Source organism: Janthinobacterium sp. (assembly GCF_009923995.1).
Lineage (GTDB): Bacteria > Pseudomonadota > Gammaproteobacteria > Burkholderiales > Burkholderiaceae_D > Janthinobacterium.
Map to the genome: position 1 here is coordinate 14,964 of NZ_RFSK01000036.1, position 17,809 is coordinate 32,772.

Below are 17,809 nucleotides of genomic sequence, written 5' to 3' on the forward strand. Positions count from 1 at the left end.
TCTCACCGTTCTGGTGCGCCAATCGGGCGCCCCCTTGCCGTTGGCGTGAAAAACATGATTAAAAATACATCCCTCCCCCTGTGGGCCTGGAGCGGCATCGTGCTGCTGCTGGTCTGCCTGTCGCGCATCAGCATCGACATCTATCTGCCTTCGCTGCCGGCCATGGCCGATGCCCTGCAGGCCAGCGACGCGCAACTGCAACTGACCCTGAGCCTGTTCATGGCCGGCTCGGCCGCCTCGATGCTGGCCTGCGGCCCCCTGGCCGACCGCTGGGGGCGCCGCCCCGTGCTGCTGGCCGGCACGGGCATTTTTGTGCTCGCCAGCATCGCCTGCACGGTGGCCACGGACGTGCACGTGCTGATCGCCGCGCGCCTGCTGCAGGCTTTCGGCGGCTGCAGCGGCACCATCATCGGCCGGGTCATGGTGCGCGACCGCTTCGATCCCGCCACGCAGGCGCGCATGCTGGGGCGCATCTCGATGATGATGGGCCTGTCGCCCATCCTCGCGCCGATGGCCGGCAGCGTGCTCGATGCAGCCTTCGGCTGGCGCGCCGTGTTCGGGGTGCTGTGCCTGCTCGGCACGCTGTCGCTGTGGCTGATCGCCGCCTACGTGCCGGAAACCCGTCCCGCCAGCACCGTGCCGCAAAGCAACACCCTGGCGCTGTACCGCCGCCTGCTGGGCGATGCCTATTTTTTGCGCTATGCGCTGGCCATCGGCTGCGTGTACTGCACGTATTTCCCCTTCATCGCGGAATCGTCCGTGCTGTTGCAAAGGGGCATGCATCTGTCGCCGGGCGCGTATGCGCTGGTGTTCGCGCTGACGGTCAGCGGCTATATCGGGGGATCGAGCCTGTTCCGCGCGCTGGGACCGCGCCTGGGCGCCGACCGCATGCTGGGCGTGGCCGTGGGCCTGAACGTGGCGGGGGCGGCCAGCCTGTTGCTGGCAGGCAGCTTGGCGCCGCAGCACGTGGCGTCGCTGGTGGCGCCCATGCTGCTGGTGATGGTGTCGGTGGGCATGGCCATTCCGGCCTGCCAGCTGGCCGTGCTGCAGCCGTATGGCGCCCGGGCGGGCAGCGCATCGGGCCTGTTCTTCTTCGTGCAGATGGCCATCACGGCCGCCTGCGGCGCGCTGCTTGCCGCCATCACGGACGGCACGGAAAGACCCTTGCTGTGGGTGACGGCGGCGGCCAGCGCCGCCTTCGCCGCCGTCTGGCTGCTCACGAGGAAGCGGGCCAGCGCGACGGCGGCAATGCTTACATGACGATCTTCACCATCGGGTGGCCCGACAGCGCCGTGTACAGGGCGTCGAGCTGTTCCCGGCTGATGGCGCGCACGGTCACGGTCAGGCCCGTGTAGTTGCCCTTGCCCGATGGACGCTCTTCCATGCGGCCCGCGTGGAAGGTGGGATCGTGGCTGATGACCAGTTCCAGCATGGTCGGGGCGAAATCCACGTGCGTCGGGCCCATGATCTTGATGGGAAAGTCGCTCGGATATTCGATCAGCGATTCGCTGGGAGGAATGATGTGTTCGCTGGGAGGGGTGGTTTGCATGGGAAATCCAATCAGTGCCGGTCAGGACAGGCGGCGCAGCATACATCGCGCGGCGGCTGCATAAAAGCGTATTGTAGCCAACTTTGCGGGCGCATGCGCCCCGTGCCACGGCGCCGGCGGCGGGGCAAAAAAAAAGCCAGCTTTGCAAGCTGGCGAAAACTATTTCGTTTGAACAAAATAGCCGGAAAAATCGGTGCTGTCGCGCCGCAAGGGATTGCGCTCTTCCGCACTGCCTACTGTAGACAGAACGACGCCCCTTTTCCTCCGGCATGCGATGAGCTGCCGTTTTCGCGGCCTGAACGCCATCCTGGCGCGACCAGGCGCGGCGGCGGCCGTCAGCGCTCCGCTTCCTGCGGCCGGCCGCTGCGGCCGGGATTGCCCCGCTCCGTATTGCGTTCGTTGTTGCGCTCGCGCGGCGGGTTGGCGCGCTCGGCACTGCGCGCCTCCTGGGCGGGGCGGGCCGCCGGCGGTGGCGGGGCCGGCCTCGGCCCCGCTGCCGGCGCCGGGGCCGGTGCTGCCGGCGGCGGCATCTCGCGGCGCGGGCCATGCTCGCGCTCCTGGCGCGGCGCCTCGGCCGCGCGCTCGCGCTCCATGAACGGGCGCTGCGCTGGCCGCTCCTGTGGCGCCCGCTCCTGGAATGGCCTTTCCTGCGACGGCCTTTCCTGCGGCGGCCGTTCGGCGCGGGGACGCTCGTCGCGCGCCCGCTCCTCGCCCCGCCACCCGGGCTGGCGCCCCACGTGGTCCTGCACGGGCGGCAGGGCGGGCATGGCCGGCATCACGGGCTGGGCCGGCACGGACGGCTGCGGCGGCGAGGCCGGCATGGACGGCCGCTGCGGCATGGGCGGGCGCGACGTCTGGCCATCGTCCGTCTGCAGGCGACCGGGGTGGTTGACCCAGTCGCGGCGGGGCGCATTATCCACGCGCGGCACGGCGGCGGGACGCTGCCAGCTGGCCGCCGGCGGCGGCGCCGTGCTCAAGGGCAAACTTTGCATGACGGGCGGCGGCATGGTGGTGCGGTTGCGGCGCGGCACGTCGACCGTGCGCTGGCCGCCAAAACGCTCGCCGGGCAACATGCTCATGCCATTGCGGCGTTCCGCTTCGCCCACCACCGGCCGGCGCCCGTCCGCGTAACGGTTGATGCGGCGCTCGTAATCGCTGCTGGCGCGGTAGCCGGGCACGTAGCGGTCATGCGGCGAGAGGGGAAACCAGCCCACGCCCGGGCGCGGTCCCGGGTGCGGACCATGCTGCGGCCCGTTGCCGCCGACCCAGCCCACCAGGGCCGGCGCCCACGCTGCGCGCACGCGTTCGCGTCCCGGCGCCCAGCCCCAGCGCTGACCGCGCAGCACCCAGCGGCCGTAATGCGACGGCGCATAGCCCCAGGGCGCATTGTCGACCCAGGTCCAGCCCCACGGCGCGATCCAGGTCCAGCGCCCGTCGCTGTACGGCGCCCAGCCCAGCGGCACGGCGCTGGGCAGCCACACGGGGCCATATTCCGCATCCTCCTGCCAGGCGCCGTAGCGGTCCAGCTCTTCATAGCCGGTCGTATCGTCCGTGACATAGCGCAAGGCCGGCGTGGCGACGGGCAGGGCTTCGGGCCAGTCGTCGAACGCAATCCTCTGCAGGCTGCCCGTGCGCACTTCCTCGTCCGTCAGTTCGGCGCGCTTGCCTGCGCGCAAGGTGACGCTGGCCGTCGCGCCATCCACGTCGGCCACGCCTTCGAGCACGCTGACGACGCTGGTATCAGGCTGGCGCCCCGCATCGATGCGCACCCAGCCCGGCTGCGTCAGGGTCACGCGGGCCTGGGCGGTGGTCAGTTCCAGTCCGCGCAGCGCGTCCGGGCTGCGCACGCGCACGCTGACGCTGCCATAGCCGAGGTGCAGGCGCAAACGGTCGTCATCGAGCTCGCTCACTTCCAGCTCGGAATCGCCGTCGAGGCGCACGGCGGCGCCGCCCACGCGAAACTCGGCCAGCGCGCCGCGCAGGGTGGTCAGGCGGTTATCCGTCGTGACGGGCCAGTTCAGCAAGGCGTTTTGCGCCTCGCCATCGCCGGCGCGCACCAGCACCTGTCCTTCGACGGTGGAGATGCGGCCCACGCGGGAAGGCGGGTCCTGCGCCAGGGCGAAGGAGCATGCCGACGCCAGCAGCACGGCGCAGACGGTATTCAACAGGGGGAAGGACAGGGTCGGACGCATGGCAGCGCTCCAGGCAGGACAAGGGGAGGACGGTAGCCCATTACAGCGCGATCACGGCCGCGCCACAAGCAGGCTTACAAATGTTTGCAAATCGAACAAGATGCAACAGTTCCCGCCCGAAGGCAGGCTCAACTGGCAGCGTGGCTGCCGCGCTTGACGAAGAACAGGGCCGTGCCGACGGCCATCAGCAGGCCGCCAAAGAAGCGGTTCTGCTTTTTCACGGCGCGGGCGTCGCGGAAAAAACGCTGCATGGACGAAGCCAGGAAGGCATAGCCATGCATGACGAGCAAGTCGATGGTGCACATGGTCACGGCCAGGATCAGCAGCTGCGGCAGCAGGGGCGCCGTGGGACTGATGAACTGCGGCAATACCGCCACCATGAAAATGATGCCCTTCGGATTCGTCACATTCGTCAGGAATCCCGTCAGCACGCGCCGGCGCAGGGATGGCAGCACGGCCGCCGCATGCAGGTCGCCCGCCACGGCCACCTTGGCGCGCCACTGCGACAGGCCCAGGTAGATCAGGTACAGGGCGCCCACCGTCTTGACGATGTTGAACGCCACTTCGGACGCGAGCAGCAGGGAACCCACGCCGGCACCGGCGATGCCCAGCACGACCAGCAGCCCCAGCTGCAGGCCGAGGATGGTGCCGCTGGCCTTTCTGACGCCGTAGGACAGGCCGTGCGACATCGACAGCACGGCGCCAGAACCGGGCGAGACGGCGAAGACAAAGGCGATCCAGGTGGCGAAATGCATGCGGTTTCCGAAAATGGTGACGAGAAGCAATTTTAACCCGGCCAGTGCGGCCCTGCCGGCCATCCCTGGGGTAAGATCACATGCATGCCCTGGCAGCGCTTTTCCTTGCCGTACAACCAAGAATAACATCATGAAAAACAACACTTTACTCGCTTCGCCATTCCCTGCCACCACTGCGGGAGCGCGCTGAGATGGCCGGCTCCAGCCTGCTGGCCCTGCTCGACGACATCGCCAGCATCCTCGATGACGTTTCCCTGATGACCAAGGTGGCCGCCAAGAAGACGGCCGGCGTGCTGGGCGACGACCTGGCCCTGAATGCGCAGCAGGTGGCCGGCGTGCGCGCCGAGCGCGAACTGCCCGTCGTCTGGGCCGTCGCCGTCGGTTCGCTGAAGAACAAGGCCATCCTCGTGCCCGCCGCGCTGGCCATCAGCGCGTTCGCGCCGTGGGCCATCACGCCGCTGCTGATGGTGGGCGGCGCCTACCTGTGCTTCGAGGGCTTCGAAAAGCTTGCACACAAATACCTGCACCCGGACGACAGCCACAAGGCCGAGCTGGCGCAGGCCCTGCGCGACCCGCAGGTGGACCTCGTCGCGCTGGAAAAGGACAAGATCAAGGGCGCCATCCGCACCGACTTCATCCTGTCGGCGGAAATCATCGTCATCGCCCTGGGCACGGTGGCCACGGCCACTTTCGTCGAGCAGGTGGCCGTCGTCGTCGGCATCGCCATCATCATGACGGTGGGCGTGTACGGCCTGGTGGCGGGCATCGTCAAGCTCGACGACGCGGGCTTTTACCTGTCCGCGCGCAAGGGCGCCGGCGCGCTGATGAATGGCGTGCGGGCGTTTGGCCGCATGCTCGTGTCGGCGGCGCCGAAGCTGATGAAATTCCTGTCCGTGGTGGGCACCCTGGCCATGTTCATGGTGGGTGGCGGCATCCTCACGCACGGCTGGCCGTGGGCCAGCGCCATGCTGCACCACGTCGAGCAGGCCGTGGGCGGCGTGGCCCTCGCCGGCCCCGTGCTGGCCGCCGTCACGCCCAGCCTGATCAACGCCGTGGCGGGCGTCATCGCGGGCGGCCTGGTGCTGGCCGGCGTCACGGCCGTATCGGCTTTATTGCGCATGATCAAGTCACGCAAATAGGCTTTCTGGTCTGATGGGGCGGCAGGCGCATCCGTGCCTGCCGCCCCGGCCCCGCCGGCCGCGCCTGCCCATCCAGGGAGACCCCATGCGGACTGCCCCCTTCCCACGTCCCGGCAGCGCCTTCATCGGCGCCTCCCGGGCGGCATTGCTGATCGGCATCATCACCTGCCTGCCCGACCTGTGGAACACCCCCTGCAGAACCGCGAAAAGGGCTACTTTGCCATGGCTTACTTACTCAGCCTGTCTGCCGCCGTGGCCGTGCAAAAGAACGGGCGCGACGTGGCGCGCGCCACCCCGGCCGACGTGCCGGGAACCTAGCGGCCGCCCGCCTGTCTATGTGGTATCCGGACGGGGGAAGGGCAATGAGCGACCAGCAGAAACGTTTACAAATGGCATTGGAAGCGGCGCACATGGCGATCTGGGATTCGCGCATCGTCGATGGCCAGGTCATCGACGGCACGGTCAGCTGGTCGGCCAAGGGCGCCGCGCTGCTGGGCCTGGAGGAACGCGCGCTGACGCAACCCTTCCACGCCTTCCTCGGCTGCGTGCATGCCGAGGACCGCGACAAGGTGGTGGGCGTGCTGCAGGAGGGCGTGCGCCAGCGCGACGGCTACGCCTTGCAGTACCGCGTCGTCTGGCCCGACGGCAGCGAGCACTGGCTGGCGGCCAAGGCGCAGGTATTCATGGACGCGGCCGGCCATCCCGAGCGCACCCTGGGCATCATCTGGGACATCACCGAGCACATGGCGCGCGAGCTGATGATTGCCGAGCGCAAGGAGCTGGCCGAAGTGACGCTCAGTTCCATCGGCGACGGCGTCATCACCACGGACCCGCAGGGCAAGACGCGCTACCTGAACCGCGTGGCCGAACAGTTGACGGGCTGGAGCAACGACATGGCGCAGGGCCTGGACATTTTCCAGACCCTGCCGCTGGTCGATGAGCACACGGGCCAGCCGCCCGAGCACGTGGCCCTCAAGTGCCTGCGCCTGCGCCAGGCCATCGGCATGTCCACGCACACGCAGCTGGTCGCGCGCGAAGGCCGGCGCATCGCCATCGAGGAATCCGCCGCGCCCATCTGGTCGCGCGATGGCGATATCCTCGGCGCCGTCGTCGTCTTCCGCGACGTCAGCCACGAGCGCACGTTAAGCCAGCAGCTGTCGTGGCAAGCCACGCACGATGCGCTGACGGGCCTGATCAACCGGCGCGAATTCGAGCATCTGGTGGCCGGCGCCCTGCACACGGCCAAGCAGGACGGCCACGTGCATGCCCTGCTGTACCTGGACCTGGACCAGTTCAAGGTCATCAACGACACTTGCGGCCACGCCGCCGGCGACGTGCTGCTGCAGCTGCTGGCGAAGATGCTGCAGGGACAGATGCGCGACAGCGACATCCTGGCGCGCCTGGGCGGCGACGAGCTGGGCGTGCTGCTGCCGCACTGCCCGCTCGAGCACGCGCGCCTGATCGGCGAGCAGCTGCGCCTGGCCGTGCGCGAATTCCGCTTCGCCTGGGACGAACGCAGCTTCGAGCTGGGCGTGAGCATCGGCATCGTGGAAATCAGCCAGGACAGCAAGTCCATGAGCGAACTGCTGAGCGCGGCCGACCAGGCTTGCTACCTGGCCAAGGAGCAGGGCCGCAACCGCCTGCACGTGTACCGGGAATCGGACGTCATGCTGGCGCAGCGGCACGGCGAAATGCTGTGGATTTCACGCCTGAACGAAGCCTTCACGCACGACTATTTCCGCCTGTACGCCATGCCCATCGTGCACCTGCGCGACAGTCCCGAATACCACGACGAAGTGCTGATCCGCATCCGCAACAGCAAGGGCGACCTGATCCTGCCCGGCGCCTTCATCCCCGCCGCCGAACGCTACGACATGATGCTGTCCATCGACCGCTGGGTGATCCGCGCCGTCTGCCACCACATCCAGAGCGTGCGCGACAGCCTGCCGCCGCTCGAAGCGCTGGCCGAAAGCCGGCGCCGCGCACCGGCCCTGTATTCGATCAACCTGTCGGGCATGTCGCTGGCCGACACGGGCTTGCAGGACTACATTACCGAGCAGTTCGTGCACTACGCCATCGCGCCCGAGCAGATCTGCTTTGAAATCACGGAAACGGCCGTCATCGCCAACCTGCCCAAGGCGCAGGTGTTCATGCACAAGCTCAAGGCGCTGGGCTGCCGCTTCTCGCTCGACGACTTCGGCAGCGGCTTTTCCTCGTTCGGCTACCTGCGGGCCCTGCCCGTCGACTACCTGAAGATCGACGGCGTCTTCGTGCGCGACATCGCCACGAATGCCATCAACCGCGCCATGGTCAAGGCCATCAATGAAGTGGGCCACGTGATGGGCTTGAAAACCGTGGCCGAATACGTGGAAGACGCGGCCACCCTGGCCGTCATCCGCGACCTGGGTGTTGATTACGCGCAAGGCTATGCCGTGGGCAGCCTGCGCCCGCTGACGGCGGGGTCCGATTAGGCGCTGGCCGCGTCAGCTGTCCCACACGGGCGCGGCGGCAAGCGACTGGGGCGATGGAAAACCTTGCACGCGGTAGCGCACGGGATAGCATTCGATTTCCTGCATCAGCTCGCCGCCGATGGCCAGCGCATCGTCCCACGCCAGCATCTTGGTGACGCCGGCGCCGCCATCGTCGGCCGGCACCACCATGGCGACGATATCGGTGCGCGGCAGCAAGGTCTCGATACCACGGGTCCACGTCGCCAGCGACACGACGCCCTCGCTGCCCTTCGACTGGAACAGCATGCACGTGGCAACGAACACATCCTCGCCCGTGCTCTCGTTGAGCGCATCCCACTCCTGCTTCTGCTCGCCGTAATGATGGGCACGTATCATCGCCTGCAGGCGCGCCAGCGCCGCGGCCACGGCCGCATCCGCAGGCTGGCAGGCGACGATCTTGCCTTGCCGCACGCCATACATGGCGGGCGACACGTGCCGCCCCTCGTCCTGCATCAGCTTGTCTGCCAGGGCCACCATGCGCAGCTGCCCCGCCACGTTGTGCGAAGACGCCAGCAGGAAGCGCCCGCGCGTGGGGATCATCACCAGCGGCTCGCCGCCGGCGCAGGCGCGGTACAGCAGGTCCGGCAGCAGCAGGCGCGAGGAATCATAGGCATCGTCCCATTCGCCCATCAGCAAGCCATCGCCCAGCGCCAGGAAGCGGTGCGGCGTGCGTGCGCGCAGGTTTTCCATGGCCACGTCCAGCGCCTGCTCGAACGTCACGCCCCATTGCGCCAGGGTGGCCTGGCCGATGGTCACCATCGACGCGGCCGTGTCGTGCGCCAGCAGGATCAGCGCATCGTCATCGAGCGCCAGCCAGGCATCGGCCAGCGCCGGACGCGGCGGCTGGCGCAGCGCCAGCAGGCGCAGGTAGTCGCCCTGGCTGCGGCTGCGGATCACGGGCATCAGCTGTTCCCTGGCCTCGGCAAAGGTGGCCGGCAGGGCGGGCACGTCGATGCCGGCCAGGTAATTCTGCAGGACCTGCGCGCGCAGCTTGCGCGGCGCGGCGCAGTAATCGCGGTAGGCGTTGTCCAGGTTGAAGATCTGTTGCTCGCCGCCGCCCAGCACGATGCGGAAGGCCGCCGCTTCGTAGCGGCTGGCGCGCCCCGGATGCCGCTGGCGCACCTGGCGCAGCACGAGGTCCGCAAAGCCGTCAGGCGTCGGGCGGGCGCGGAAGAAATCGAAAAAACCCATGCTGCTCCAGTGATATGCGTACTAAAAAGATGATGCTTGGCAAAAGAAATAGGCAAATTGACACTGTAAACGAAAAGCCGTCCAGGCGAAACCGGCGCACGCGGGATCGCCACGGCAAATTAGACCAAGCAATCTGGAGGATTTTGATCTACATCAATAAATTTGCCTAGTCGACTCCTTACACTGATCTCCGTTCTTGCAATCGTGCAAGTCTTACTCATTTAATAGATCAGGAAGCCGCGACCATGCGCCAAAATTTGCCAGTGACTAACCGTGAAGTCCTCGTCTTGGACGATCAGGCCATCGTGTCGAAAACGGATATGAACGGCAATATCGTGTACGTGAACCCGTACTTCAGCCAGGTCAGCGGCTTCAGCGAGGCTGAGCTGCTCGGCTCGCCCCAGAACATCGTGCGCCACCCGGACATGCCGGCCGAGGCATTTGCCGACCTGTGGGCATCCATCCAGGCGGGCACGCCGTGGACGGGCCTGGTCAAGAACCGCTGCAAGAACGGCGACTTTTACTGGGTGCGCGCCAACGTCACGCCCATCCGCGAAGCGGGCAAGACCATCGGCTACATGTCCGTGCGCGTGAAGGCGGACAAGGACCAGGTGAAAGCGGCCGAGGAAGCGTATGCGGCCATCCGCAGCAAGGAAGGCGGCAAGATCGTCATCAAGAACGGGCAGATCGTGCGCCCGGGCCTGGCGCACCTGCTGCACAGCCTGACGCATATGTCGCTCAACCTGCGCATCTGGGCGGCGACGTCCATCGTCAACTGCCTGCAATTGCTGGTGTGCATCATCAGCCTGTTCGCCAGCGGCGGCGAGATCACCAATTACGCCATCTTCGGCGCCACCCTGTTCGGTTTCCTGATCAACGTCTTCCTCTGGTACACCTTGCGCATGTCCGTGCTCAATCCGCTGGGCAAGGCCCTCAACGGCGCGCGGGCCATCGCCGCCGGCGACCTGTCGGGCAGTTTCGAGACGGACAGCACGGATGAAATGGGCCAGCTGCTGCGCGCCCTGCAACAGATGAACAGCAACCTGATCGCCACCATCCGCGACGTGCGCATCAACGTGGAAACCATGGCCGTGGCCACCAAGCAGATCGCCGTCGGCAATATGGACCTGTCGGGCCGCACGGAATCGCAGGCCGCCAGCCTGGAAGAGACGGCCTCGAGCATCGAGGAATTCTCGTCCACCGTGAAACAGAACGCGGATAATTCCGTGCAGGCGAATGAACTGGCCGTGGCCGCCTCGAAAGTGGCCGTGCAGGGCGGCGAAATCGTCGCCGACGTCATCACCACCATGGACGAGATCAACACCTCGTCGAAGAAGATCGTCGACATCATCGGCCTCATCGAAGGCATCGCCTTCCAGACCAACATCCTGGCCCTGAACGCGGCCGTGGAAGCGGCCCGCGCGGGCGAGCAGGGCAAGGGCTTCGCCGTGGTGGCGGGCGAAGTGCGCAACCTGGCGCAGCGCTCCTCCGTGGCGGCCAAGGACATCAAGCAGCTGATCGAAATTTCCGTCGGCAAGGTGGGCGCCGGCATGCTGCAGGTGAACCGCGCCGGCGCCACCATGGAACAGGTGGTCAGCTCCGTCAAGCAGGTGACGGCCATCATGCAGGAAATCTCGATCGCCTCGCGCGAACAGAGCATCGGCGTCGACCAGGTCAACCAGGCCATCGCCCACATGGACCAGGTGACGCAGCAGAACGCGGCCCTGGTGGAAGAAGCGGCCGCGGCCGCCACGCGCCTGGCGGAAGAAGCGGCCAGCCTGTCGCAGGCCGTGAGCCTGTTCAATTTCGGCAAGATGCCGCCGCCGCGCCGCGTCGCCATGCCGGGCGGCAAATCCGGTGCCGCGGGCGCCGCCAATACCGGCAAGAGCGCCGGCCTGAAACGCCTGGCCGCCTGAGCGGGCGGCCCATTCCACTCAAGAATCGAAACACATCATGCCTACACTACTCAGCAGTGCTTCCGCCGACCTGGACGCCGTCGTCGAATTCGACCCGGTCATCATCGGCAAGATGAGCCAGTCCGGCCCCCGCTACACGTCCTACCCCACGGCCGACCGCTTTCACGCCGACTTTGGCTACGGCAATTTCCTCGAAGCGCTGGCCGCCCTGCGCATGCGCGGCGGCCGCCGGCCCCTGTCGCTGTACGTGCACGTGCCCTTCTGCGACACCCTGTGCTACTACTGCGCCTGCAACAAGATCATCACGAAAGACCGCAGCAAGGCGGCCACCTATCTCAGCTATCTGAAACAGGAAATCGCCATGCAGGGCAAGCTGTTTGCCGGCATGAACCAGATCGAGCAGCTGCACTTCGGCGGCGGCACGCCGACTTACCTGAGCGAAAAGCAGATGGACGAGCTGATGGCGCACCTGCGCCAGCATTTCGAGTTCGCCTCCGACGAAGATGGCGAGTATTCCATCGAGATCGACCCGCGCACCGTGTCGCGCGAACGCGTGTTTTCCCTGCGCGCGCAAGGTTTCAACCGCATCAGCCTGGGCGTGCAGGATTTCGACGCCGACGTGCAGAAGGCCGTCAACCGCATCCAGCCCGAGGCGGAAACGGTGGCCATCATGCAGGCGGCGCGCGACGCGGGGTTCCGCTCGATCAGCATAGACCTGATCTACGGCTTGCCCAAGCAAAACCTGGAGACCATGACGGAAACCTTGCGCAAGGTCATCTCCGCCAGCCCGGACCGCATCGCCCTGTACCACTACGCGCACATGCCGCACCTGTTCAAGCCCCAGCGCCGCATCCTCGACGCCGACATGCCCGACAGCGCCAGCAAGCTGGCCATGCTGGGCCTGTGCATCGCGCGCCTGACGGCCGCCGGCTACGTCTACATCGGCATGGACCATTTCGCCAAGCCCACGGACGACCTGGCCGTGGCGCAGCGCCAGGGCCGTTTGCACCGCAACTTCCAGGGCTATTCCACGCGCGCGGAAGCGGACCTGATCGCCTGCGGCGTGTCGGCCATCAGCTCCGTCGGCGCCGTCTACAGCCAGAATGAAAAGACGCTGGACGCCTACTATGAAAAGCTCGACGAAGGCGTGCTGCCCATCGCCCGTGGCATCAAGCTCGATACGGACGATTTATTGCGCCGTATCATCATCCAGATGCTGATGTGCAATTTCGAACTGTCGATCGCCACCATCGAGCAGGCGCACCCCGTGCAGTTCCGCAGCTACTTCGCCAGCGAGCTGGAAAAGCTGCGCGAACTGGCGCGCGACGGCTTGCTTGTCATCGAGGAAGACTGGCTGACGGTGACGCCGAAAGGGCGCTTGCTGATCCGCAATATCTGCATGGTCTTCGACCGCTACCTGACCCTGGCGCGCGCCAACGCCACGCCGGATGCGCCGCAGCCGCTGCGCTACTCGAAAACGGTGTAAGACCGCGCGATGCGATGAATGCCCTGAGTCTCCTGCCGCTGTTCCTCGTCGGCCTGGCCGGCAGCGTGCACTGCATCGGCATGTGCGGCGGCATCGTCGGCGCCCTGTCGCTGGGCGGCGGTGCGGCGGCGCCCGGCCGTCCCGTGATCGCCATCGCCGTGGCGCGCCCCACGCTGACGACCACCTTGCAAGCGAACGTGCTGCGCGTGCTGGCCTACAACGGCGGGCGCATCGCCAGCTACATGCTGGCCGGGGCCATCGCGGGCGGCATCGCCGGCGCCGGCATGCTCAAAATTGCTACGCTGCAAGTGGCCGGCTACTGGCTGGCCAACCTGATGCTCGTCGCCCTGGGCCTGTACCTGATGGATGCGTGGCGCGGCCTGGCCCGCCTGGAAGCGGCCGGCAACGTCCTCTGGCGCCGCGTGCGCCCCTTATTGAAACCCCTGATGCCGATGGATACCGTCGTCAAGGCGCTGGCCGTGGGCGGCCTGTGGGGCTGGGTGCCGTGCGGCATGGTCTACAGCGCCCTGCTGACGGCCATGCTGCAAGGCTCGGCCCTGCACGGCGCGGCCGCCATGGGCGCCTTTGGCCTGGGCACCCTGCCCATGCTGTTCGGCATGGGACTGCTGGGCACGCGCCTGCGCGCGCAGCTGCAGCGCCGTCCCGTGCGCCTCGCCTGCGGCGCGCTGGTGCTGGCCTTTGGCGTGCTGGGCCTGCTGCGCGCCGCCCATGGCGTGTCGCTGGGCTGGCTCGACGCCCTGTGCGTCACGGGCCATCCATGAAAAGAACCGTATGAATGCTGTCCTGAAACCTGCCGCCTGCTTCCATTGCGGCCTGCCCGTGCCCGCCGGTTCCGGCTGGAGCGTCACCATCGACGACGTGCCGCGCGCCATGTGCTGCCCCGGCTGCGAAGCGGTGGCGCAAACCATCGTCGACATCGGCCAGAGCGCCTACTACCGCGAGCGCGACGAGTACGCCGTCAACGCGTTTGATGCCACCCTGATGCCGCCCGAATTGCGCCTGTACAGCAATGACGATGCGCAATTCGCGCGCGACGCCAGCAGCTGCGAAGCGACCCTGTCCGTCGAGGGCATCCGCTGCGCCGCCTGCGTCTGGCTGATCGAGCGCCAGCTGACGCGTTTGCCCGGCGTGCAGGCGGCCAGCCTGAACGTCGCCACGGAGCGCCTGTACGTGCGCTGGAGCCGCGCCGACTGCGAACCGGGCGACATCCTGCAAGCCGTGCGGCAAGTGGGCTACACGGCCTATCCGTACGACGCCGTGCGCCATGGCGAGCGCCTGCAGAAAGCCAGCAAGACCCTGGGCCGCCAGCTGTTCGTCGCCGGCCTGTCGATGATGCAGGTGATGATGTACGTGGCGCCATCCTACCTGGCCGCCGAGGACGGCACCCTGGACGACAGCATGGCCAGCCTGATGCGCTGGGCCAGCCTGCTCCTGACCCTGCCCGCCATCTGCTATTCGGCCATGCCCTTCTTCCAGGGCGCCTGGGCCAGCCTGCGCGCGCGCACCCTGGGCATGGACGTGCCCGTCGCGCTGGGCATCCTCGCGGCCTTCTTCGGCAGCGTGGTGGCGACGTTTACGGGCCGCGGCGAGGTGTATTACGACTCGGCCACGATGTTCATCTTCCTGCTGCTGTGCAGCCGCTATTTCGAGCTGCAGGCGCGCCGCAAGGCCGCCTCGGCCCTCGAGCGCCTGCAGCACGCCTTGCCCGCGTCCGCTTCGCTGCTGGCGGGCTTCCCGGACAGCCGCGCCACCACCCTCGTGCCGGCCGGCAGCCTGGCCGTGGGCGACGTCATCCTCGTGAAACCGGGCGAGGCGATCGCCGCCGACAGCGTCATCATCGAAGGCACGAGCGCGCTCGATTTATCCTTGCTGACGGGCGAGAGTGCGGCCCAGCGCCGCAAGACGGGCGAGCGGGTGCCGGGCGGCGCCATCAACGCCAGCGCGGCGCTCATCTTGCGCGTGCTCAAGCCGGCGCGCGACAGCACCCTGTCCGACCTGTTGAAACTGATCGAGCGGGCCGGCAGCGGCAAGCCGCAGATCGCGCAGTGGGCCGACAAGGTGGCCGCCTGGTTCGTGCTGGGCCTGCTGATGTTTGCCGCCGCCGTGTTCGCCTTCTGGAGCTGGCACGACCCGGCGCAGGCCTGGCCCGTGGCCATCGCCGTGCTGGTCGTCTCCTGCCCCTGCGCCTTGTCGCTGGCCACGCCGACGGCGCTGGCGGCCGCCACCGACAGCCTGCTGCGGCGCGGCGTGCTGATCGTCCAGCCCCACGTGCTGGAAACCCTGCACCGCGCCACCCACATCGTCTTCGACAAGACGGGGACATTGACCCTGGGCCGGCCCGTGCTGAAACAGACGGAGAGCCTGGGCAGCATGACGGAAGACGACAGCCTGCAGGTGGCTGCCGCGCTGGAAGCGGGCAGCGCCCATCCGCTGGCACAGGCGATCCTGGCGGCGGCAGGCGAACGCGACCGCGCGCATGCGCAGCAGTTGCAGGAAGTGCAGGGCCAGGGCCTGGAAGGCATCGTCGATGGCGTGCGCTACCGCCTGGGCAATGCGGCCTTCGTTGCCGCCATCGCCGGGCCGCCGCTGGGCGACACGGCCGTCGGCATGCAGGGCATGACCCCGCTGTACCTGGGCACGCAGGGACGCTGGCTGACGCGTTTCCTGCTCAGCGATGCGCTGCGCCCGGAAGCGGCTGACGTGGTCGCGTATTTCCACGGACGGGGCAAGCAGGTGGTGCTGCTCAGCGGCGACCAGGAAGCGCTGACGCAAGGCGTGGCGGCCGAACTGGGCATCGCCACGGCCTGCGGCGAGTGCCTGCCCGATGAAAAGCTCGATTTCGTGCAGCAGCTGCAGGCGACGGGCGCCGTGGTGGCGATGGTGGGCGACGGCATCAACGACGCCGCCGTGCTGAGCGCGGCCGACGTCTCCTTCGCCATGGGTTCCGGCGCCGCGCTGGCGCAGGCCCATGCGGATACGGTGCTGCTGTCGTCGCAGCTGCGCTCCGTGCTCGACACGGCGAAAACAGCGGCGCGCAGCATGCGCATCATCCGCGAAAACCTGGGCTGGGCCACGCTGTACAATCTGACGGCCATCCCGGCCGCCGCGCTGGGATTCCTCAACCCGTGGCTGTCCGGCATCGGCATGGCTGCCAGCTCGGCCGTCGTCATCGCCAACGCCCTGCGCCTGCGGAAAGTCTAATGGAAGCTCTCTACCTCCTCATCCCCTTGAGCGTCATCGTCGTCTTCATCGCCCTGTGGGTGTATTTCACGGCCTCGGACAGCGGCCAGTTCGACGACCTCGTCGGACCGGGCCTGCGCGTGCTGCAGGACGACGATACGACGGCCAAGCCGGCGCCCGGCGACGTGCCGCCCCCCTGATATTTTCCTGCGCGGCGGGCGCCTTGCGCGCCAGCGCCCGAGCCTCTGTTTTGCCCCAGATCAAGCCCTGCTTGCAGGGATCTTGCATGGCTTTTTTTACCCAGATCGCGTTTTAAATCCGTGCCACTTCACTACGCTTATTTCATCTGGGGAATTTTGATCCACATCAAAGTTTTTTAGCGGTCAAACACTTACTCTCTGGCCACCATCATAAATAGTAATTCCAGGGAGAGTCTTTGTGGATCAATCGCTGAACTATAACTACAAGATCGTGAAGCAATTCGCGGTCGCTACTGTGGTATGGGGCATCATCGGCATGCTGGTTGGCGTCATCATCGCCGCTCAGCTCGCCTGGCCTGCCCTGAACCTCGACATACCTTGGCTGACATACGGACGTTTGCGTCCGCTGCACACGAATGCGGTGATTTTCGCCTTCGGCATCTGCGGCCTGTTCGCCACCTCGTACTACGTGGTGCAACGCACCTGCCAGGTGCGCCTGTTTTCCGACAAGCTGGCCGCCTTCACGTTCTGGGGCTGGCAAGCCGTGATCCTGTGCGCCGTCGTCAGCCTGCCCATGGGCCTGACCCGCGGCAAGGAATACGCGGAGCTGGAGTGGCCCATTTCCATCCTCATCGCCGTCGTCTGGATCGCCTACGCCATCGTGTTCTTCGGTACCTTGATCAAGCGCAAGGTCAAGCACATCTACGTGGCCAACTGGTTCTTCGGCGCCTATATCCTGGCCGTGACGATTCTGCACGTGGTCAATGGCGCCGTCATGCCGGCCTCGTTCACCAAGTCGTATTCCGCCTATGCGGGCGTGCAGGACGCGATGATCCAGTGGTGGTACGGCCATAACGCGGTGGGCTTCATCCTCACCGCCGGCTACCTGGGCATGGTCTACTACTTCATCCCGAAACAGGCCGAGCGCCCCGTGTACTCGTACCGTTTGTCCATCGTCCACTTCTGGGCGCTGATCTTCACCTACATGTGGGCGGGCCCGCATCACCTGCACTACACGGCCTTGCCTGACTGGACGCAATCGATCGGCATGGTCTTCTCGCTGGTGCTGCTGGCACCGAGCTGGGGCGGCATGATCAACGGCATCATGACGTTGTCGGGCGCCTGGCACAAGCTGCGCACCGACCCGATCCTGAAATTCATGATCGTCTCGCTGTCGTTCTACGGCATCGCCACCTTCGAAGGTCCGATGATGTCGATCAAGACCATCAATTCGCTGTCGCACTACACGGACTGGACCGTTGCCCACGTGCATGCGGGCGCCCTGGGCTGGGTGGGCTTCATCACCATGGGTTCCATCTACTACCTGCTGCCGCGCCTGGCGGGCCGCACGCAGATGCACAGCACGCGCCTGGTCGACGTGCACTTCTGGGTGGCCACCATCGGCATCGTGCTGTACATCGCCGCCATGTGGATCGCCGGCGTGATGCAGGGCCTGATGTGGCGCGCGGTCAACCCGGACGGCACCCTGACCTACACCTTCGTGGAAAGCGTGAAAGCGACGTATCCGTACTACGTGGTGCGCGTGGCCGGCGGCCTGCTGTACCTGTCGGGTATGTGCATCATGGGCTACAACACCTGGATGACCTTGCGCGGCAGCAAACTCCCCGTCGCCCGCATTCCGGAACTGAACGCGGCGCACGCCTGATAGG

The 17,809-nt window shown here is 66.7% G+C and carries 14 protein-coding genes; 10 read left to right on the plus strand and 4 right to left on the minus strand.

Annotated features, from left to right (window positions below; genetic code table 11):
- Positions 1 to 54: 54 nt before the first annotated feature.
- Positions 55 to 1,260, plus strand: a complete 1,206-nt coding sequence (locus EBS11_RS17690) for a multidrug effflux MFS transporter (RefSeq protein ID WP_290604832.1) — start codon at positions 55 to 57, stop codon at positions 1,258 to 1,260.
- Here EBS11_RS17690 and EBS11_RS17695 read toward each other — a convergent pair.
- The 3 genes from EBS11_RS17695 to EBS11_RS17705 all read right to left on the minus strand — a co-directional run bounded on the left by EBS11_RS17695 (position 1,253) and on the right by EBS11_RS17705 (position 4,496).
- Complete coding sequence (locus tag EBS11_RS17695; RefSeq protein WP_152258927.1) at positions 1,253 to 1,549, minus strand: DUF493 family protein; 297 nt, start codon at positions 1,547 to 1,549, stop codon at positions 1,253 to 1,255. The genes EBS11_RS17690 and EBS11_RS17695 overlap by 8 nt on opposite strands.
- A gap of 335 nt (positions 1,550 to 1,884) precedes the next feature.
- Positions 1,885 to 3,741 carry a DUF6600 domain-containing protein gene (locus tag EBS11_RS17700; RefSeq protein ID WP_290604836.1) on the minus strand — a complete coding sequence of 619 codons (1,857 nt, stop codon included), beginning with the start codon at positions 3,739 to 3,741 and terminating at the stop codon, positions 1,885 to 1,887.
- A gap of 128 nt (positions 3,742 to 3,869) precedes the next feature.
- Positions 3,870 to 4,496, minus strand: a complete 627-nt coding sequence (locus EBS11_RS17705) for a LysE family transporter (RefSeq protein ID WP_290604839.1) — start codon at positions 4,494 to 4,496, stop codon at positions 3,870 to 3,872.
- Between the two features lie 191 nt (positions 4,497 to 4,687).
- On the opposite strand from EBS11_RS17705, the gene EBS11_RS17710 reads away from it, so the two are divergent.
- From EBS11_RS17710 to EBS11_RS17720, 3 genes are all read left to right on the plus strand, one after another.
- Positions 4,688 to 5,635 (plus strand): DUF808 domain-containing protein, encoded by a 948-nt coding sequence (locus EBS11_RS17710; RefSeq protein ID WP_290604840.1) that lies wholly within the window; start codon positions 4,688 to 4,690, stop codon positions 5,633 to 5,635.
- A 222-nt stretch (positions 5,636 to 5,857) separates the two neighbouring features.
- Positions 5,858 to 5,953 carry a hypothetical protein gene (locus EBS11_RS17715; RefSeq protein WP_290604842.1) on the plus strand — a complete coding sequence of 32 codons (96 nt, stop codon included), beginning with the start codon at positions 5,858 to 5,860 and terminating at the stop codon, positions 5,951 to 5,953.
- Positions 5,954 to 6,045: 92 nt separating this feature from the next.
- A complete protein-coding gene (locus EBS11_RS17720) occupies positions 6,046 to 8,106 on the plus strand; it encodes an EAL domain-containing protein (protein ID WP_290604844.1) in 2,061 nt (686 codons plus the stop codon).
- Between the two features lie 12 nt (positions 8,107 to 8,118).
- On the opposite strand, the gene EBS11_RS17725 is transcribed toward EBS11_RS17720, so the two are convergent.
- Positions 8,119 to 9,336: a hypothetical protein gene (locus EBS11_RS17725; RefSeq protein WP_290604846.1), complete on the minus strand. Its 1,218-nt coding sequence runs from the start codon at positions 9,334 to 9,336 to the stop codon at positions 8,119 to 8,121.
- Positions 9,337 to 9,581: 245 nt separating this feature from the next.
- Here EBS11_RS17725 and EBS11_RS17730 point away from each other — a divergent pair, with 245 nt between their 5' ends.
- From EBS11_RS17730 to ccoN, 6 genes are all read left to right on the plus strand, one after another.
- A complete protein-coding gene (locus EBS11_RS17730) occupies positions 9,582 to 11,252 on the plus strand; it encodes a PAS domain-containing methyl-accepting chemotaxis protein (protein WP_290604849.1) in 1,671 nt (556 codons plus the stop codon).
- 37 nt (positions 11,253 to 11,289) lie between these two features.
- Entirely contained in the window at positions 11,290 to 12,738 is a 1,449-nt protein-coding gene (hemN, locus tag EBS11_RS17735) for an oxygen-independent coproporphyrinogen III oxidase (protein WP_290604851.1), read from the plus strand.
- 14 nt (positions 12,739 to 12,752) lie between these two features.
- Positions 12,753 to 13,520 (plus strand): sulfite exporter TauE/SafE family protein, encoded by a 768-nt coding sequence (locus EBS11_RS17740; RefSeq protein WP_290604853.1) that lies wholly within the window; start codon positions 12,753 to 12,755, stop codon positions 13,518 to 13,520.
- 10 nt (positions 13,521 to 13,530) lie between these two features.
- Positions 13,531 to 15,960 (plus strand): heavy metal translocating P-type ATPase, encoded by a 2,430-nt coding sequence (locus tag EBS11_RS17745; RefSeq protein ID WP_290604855.1) that lies wholly within the window; start codon positions 13,531 to 13,533, stop codon positions 15,958 to 15,960.
- Positions 15,960 to 16,139 carry a cbb3-type cytochrome oxidase assembly protein CcoS gene (ccoS, locus tag EBS11_RS17750; RefSeq protein ID WP_290604857.1) on the plus strand — a complete coding sequence of 60 codons (180 nt, stop codon included), beginning with the start codon at positions 15,960 to 15,962 and terminating at the stop codon, positions 16,137 to 16,139. The genes EBS11_RS17745 and ccoS overlap by 1 nt, the downstream gene beginning before the upstream one ends.
- Before the next feature lie 238 nt (positions 16,140 to 16,377).
- The gene (gene ccoN, locus EBS11_RS17755; RefSeq protein ID WP_092799053.1) at positions 16,378 to 17,805 is read left to right on the plus strand and encodes a cytochrome-c oxidase, cbb3-type subunit I; all 1,428 of its coding nucleotides are present in this window, start codon (positions 16,378 to 16,380) and stop codon (positions 17,803 to 17,805) included.
- The last annotated feature ends 4 nt before the right edge of the window (positions 17,806 to 17,809 follow it).

Excerpts from the sequence above, each read along its gene's own strand:
- EBS11_RS17690 (WP_290604832.1), top strand. The coding sequence starts at position 55 with ATGATTAAAAATACATCCCTCCCCCTGTGGGCCTGGAGCGGCATCGTG.
- EBS11_RS17695 (WP_152258927.1), bottom strand. The coding sequence starts at position 1,549 with ATGCAAACCACCCCTCCCAGCGAACACATCATTCCTCCCAGCGAATCG.
- EBS11_RS17700 (WP_290604836.1), bottom strand. The coding sequence starts at position 3,741 with ATGCGTCCGACCCTGTCCTTCCCCCTGTTGAATACCGTCTGCGCCGTG.
- EBS11_RS17705 (WP_290604839.1), bottom strand. The coding sequence starts at position 4,496 with ATGCATTTCGCCACCTGGATCGCCTTTGTCTTCGCCGTCTCGCCCGGT.
- EBS11_RS17710 (WP_290604840.1), top strand. The coding sequence starts at position 4,688 with ATGGCCGGCTCCAGCCTGCTGGCCCTGCTCGACGACATCGCCAGCATC.
- EBS11_RS17715 (WP_290604842.1), top strand. The coding sequence starts at position 5,858 with ATGGCTTACTTACTCAGCCTGTCTGCCGCCGTGGCCGTGCAAAAGAAC.
- EBS11_RS17720 (WP_290604844.1), top strand. The coding sequence starts at position 6,046 with ATGGCGATCTGGGATTCGCGCATCGTCGATGGCCAGGTCATCGACGGC.
- EBS11_RS17725 (WP_290604846.1), bottom strand. The coding sequence starts at position 9,336 with ATGGGTTTTTTCGATTTCTTCCGCGCCCGCCCGACGCCTGACGGCTTT.
- EBS11_RS17730 (WP_290604849.1), top strand. The coding sequence starts at position 9,582 with ATGCGCCAAAATTTGCCAGTGACTAACCGTGAAGTCCTCGTCTTGGAC.
- hemN (WP_290604851.1), top strand. The coding sequence starts at position 11,290 with ATGCCTACACTACTCAGCAGTGCTTCCGCCGACCTGGACGCCGTCGTC.
- EBS11_RS17740 (WP_290604853.1), top strand. The coding sequence starts at position 12,753 with ATGAATGCCCTGAGTCTCCTGCCGCTGTTCCTCGTCGGCCTGGCCGGC.
- EBS11_RS17745 (WP_290604855.1), top strand. The coding sequence starts at position 13,531 with ATGAATGCTGTCCTGAAACCTGCCGCCTGCTTCCATTGCGGCCTGCCC.
- ccoS (WP_290604857.1), top strand. The coding sequence starts at position 15,960 with ATGGAAGCTCTCTACCTCCTCATCCCCTTGAGCGTCATCGTCGTCTTC.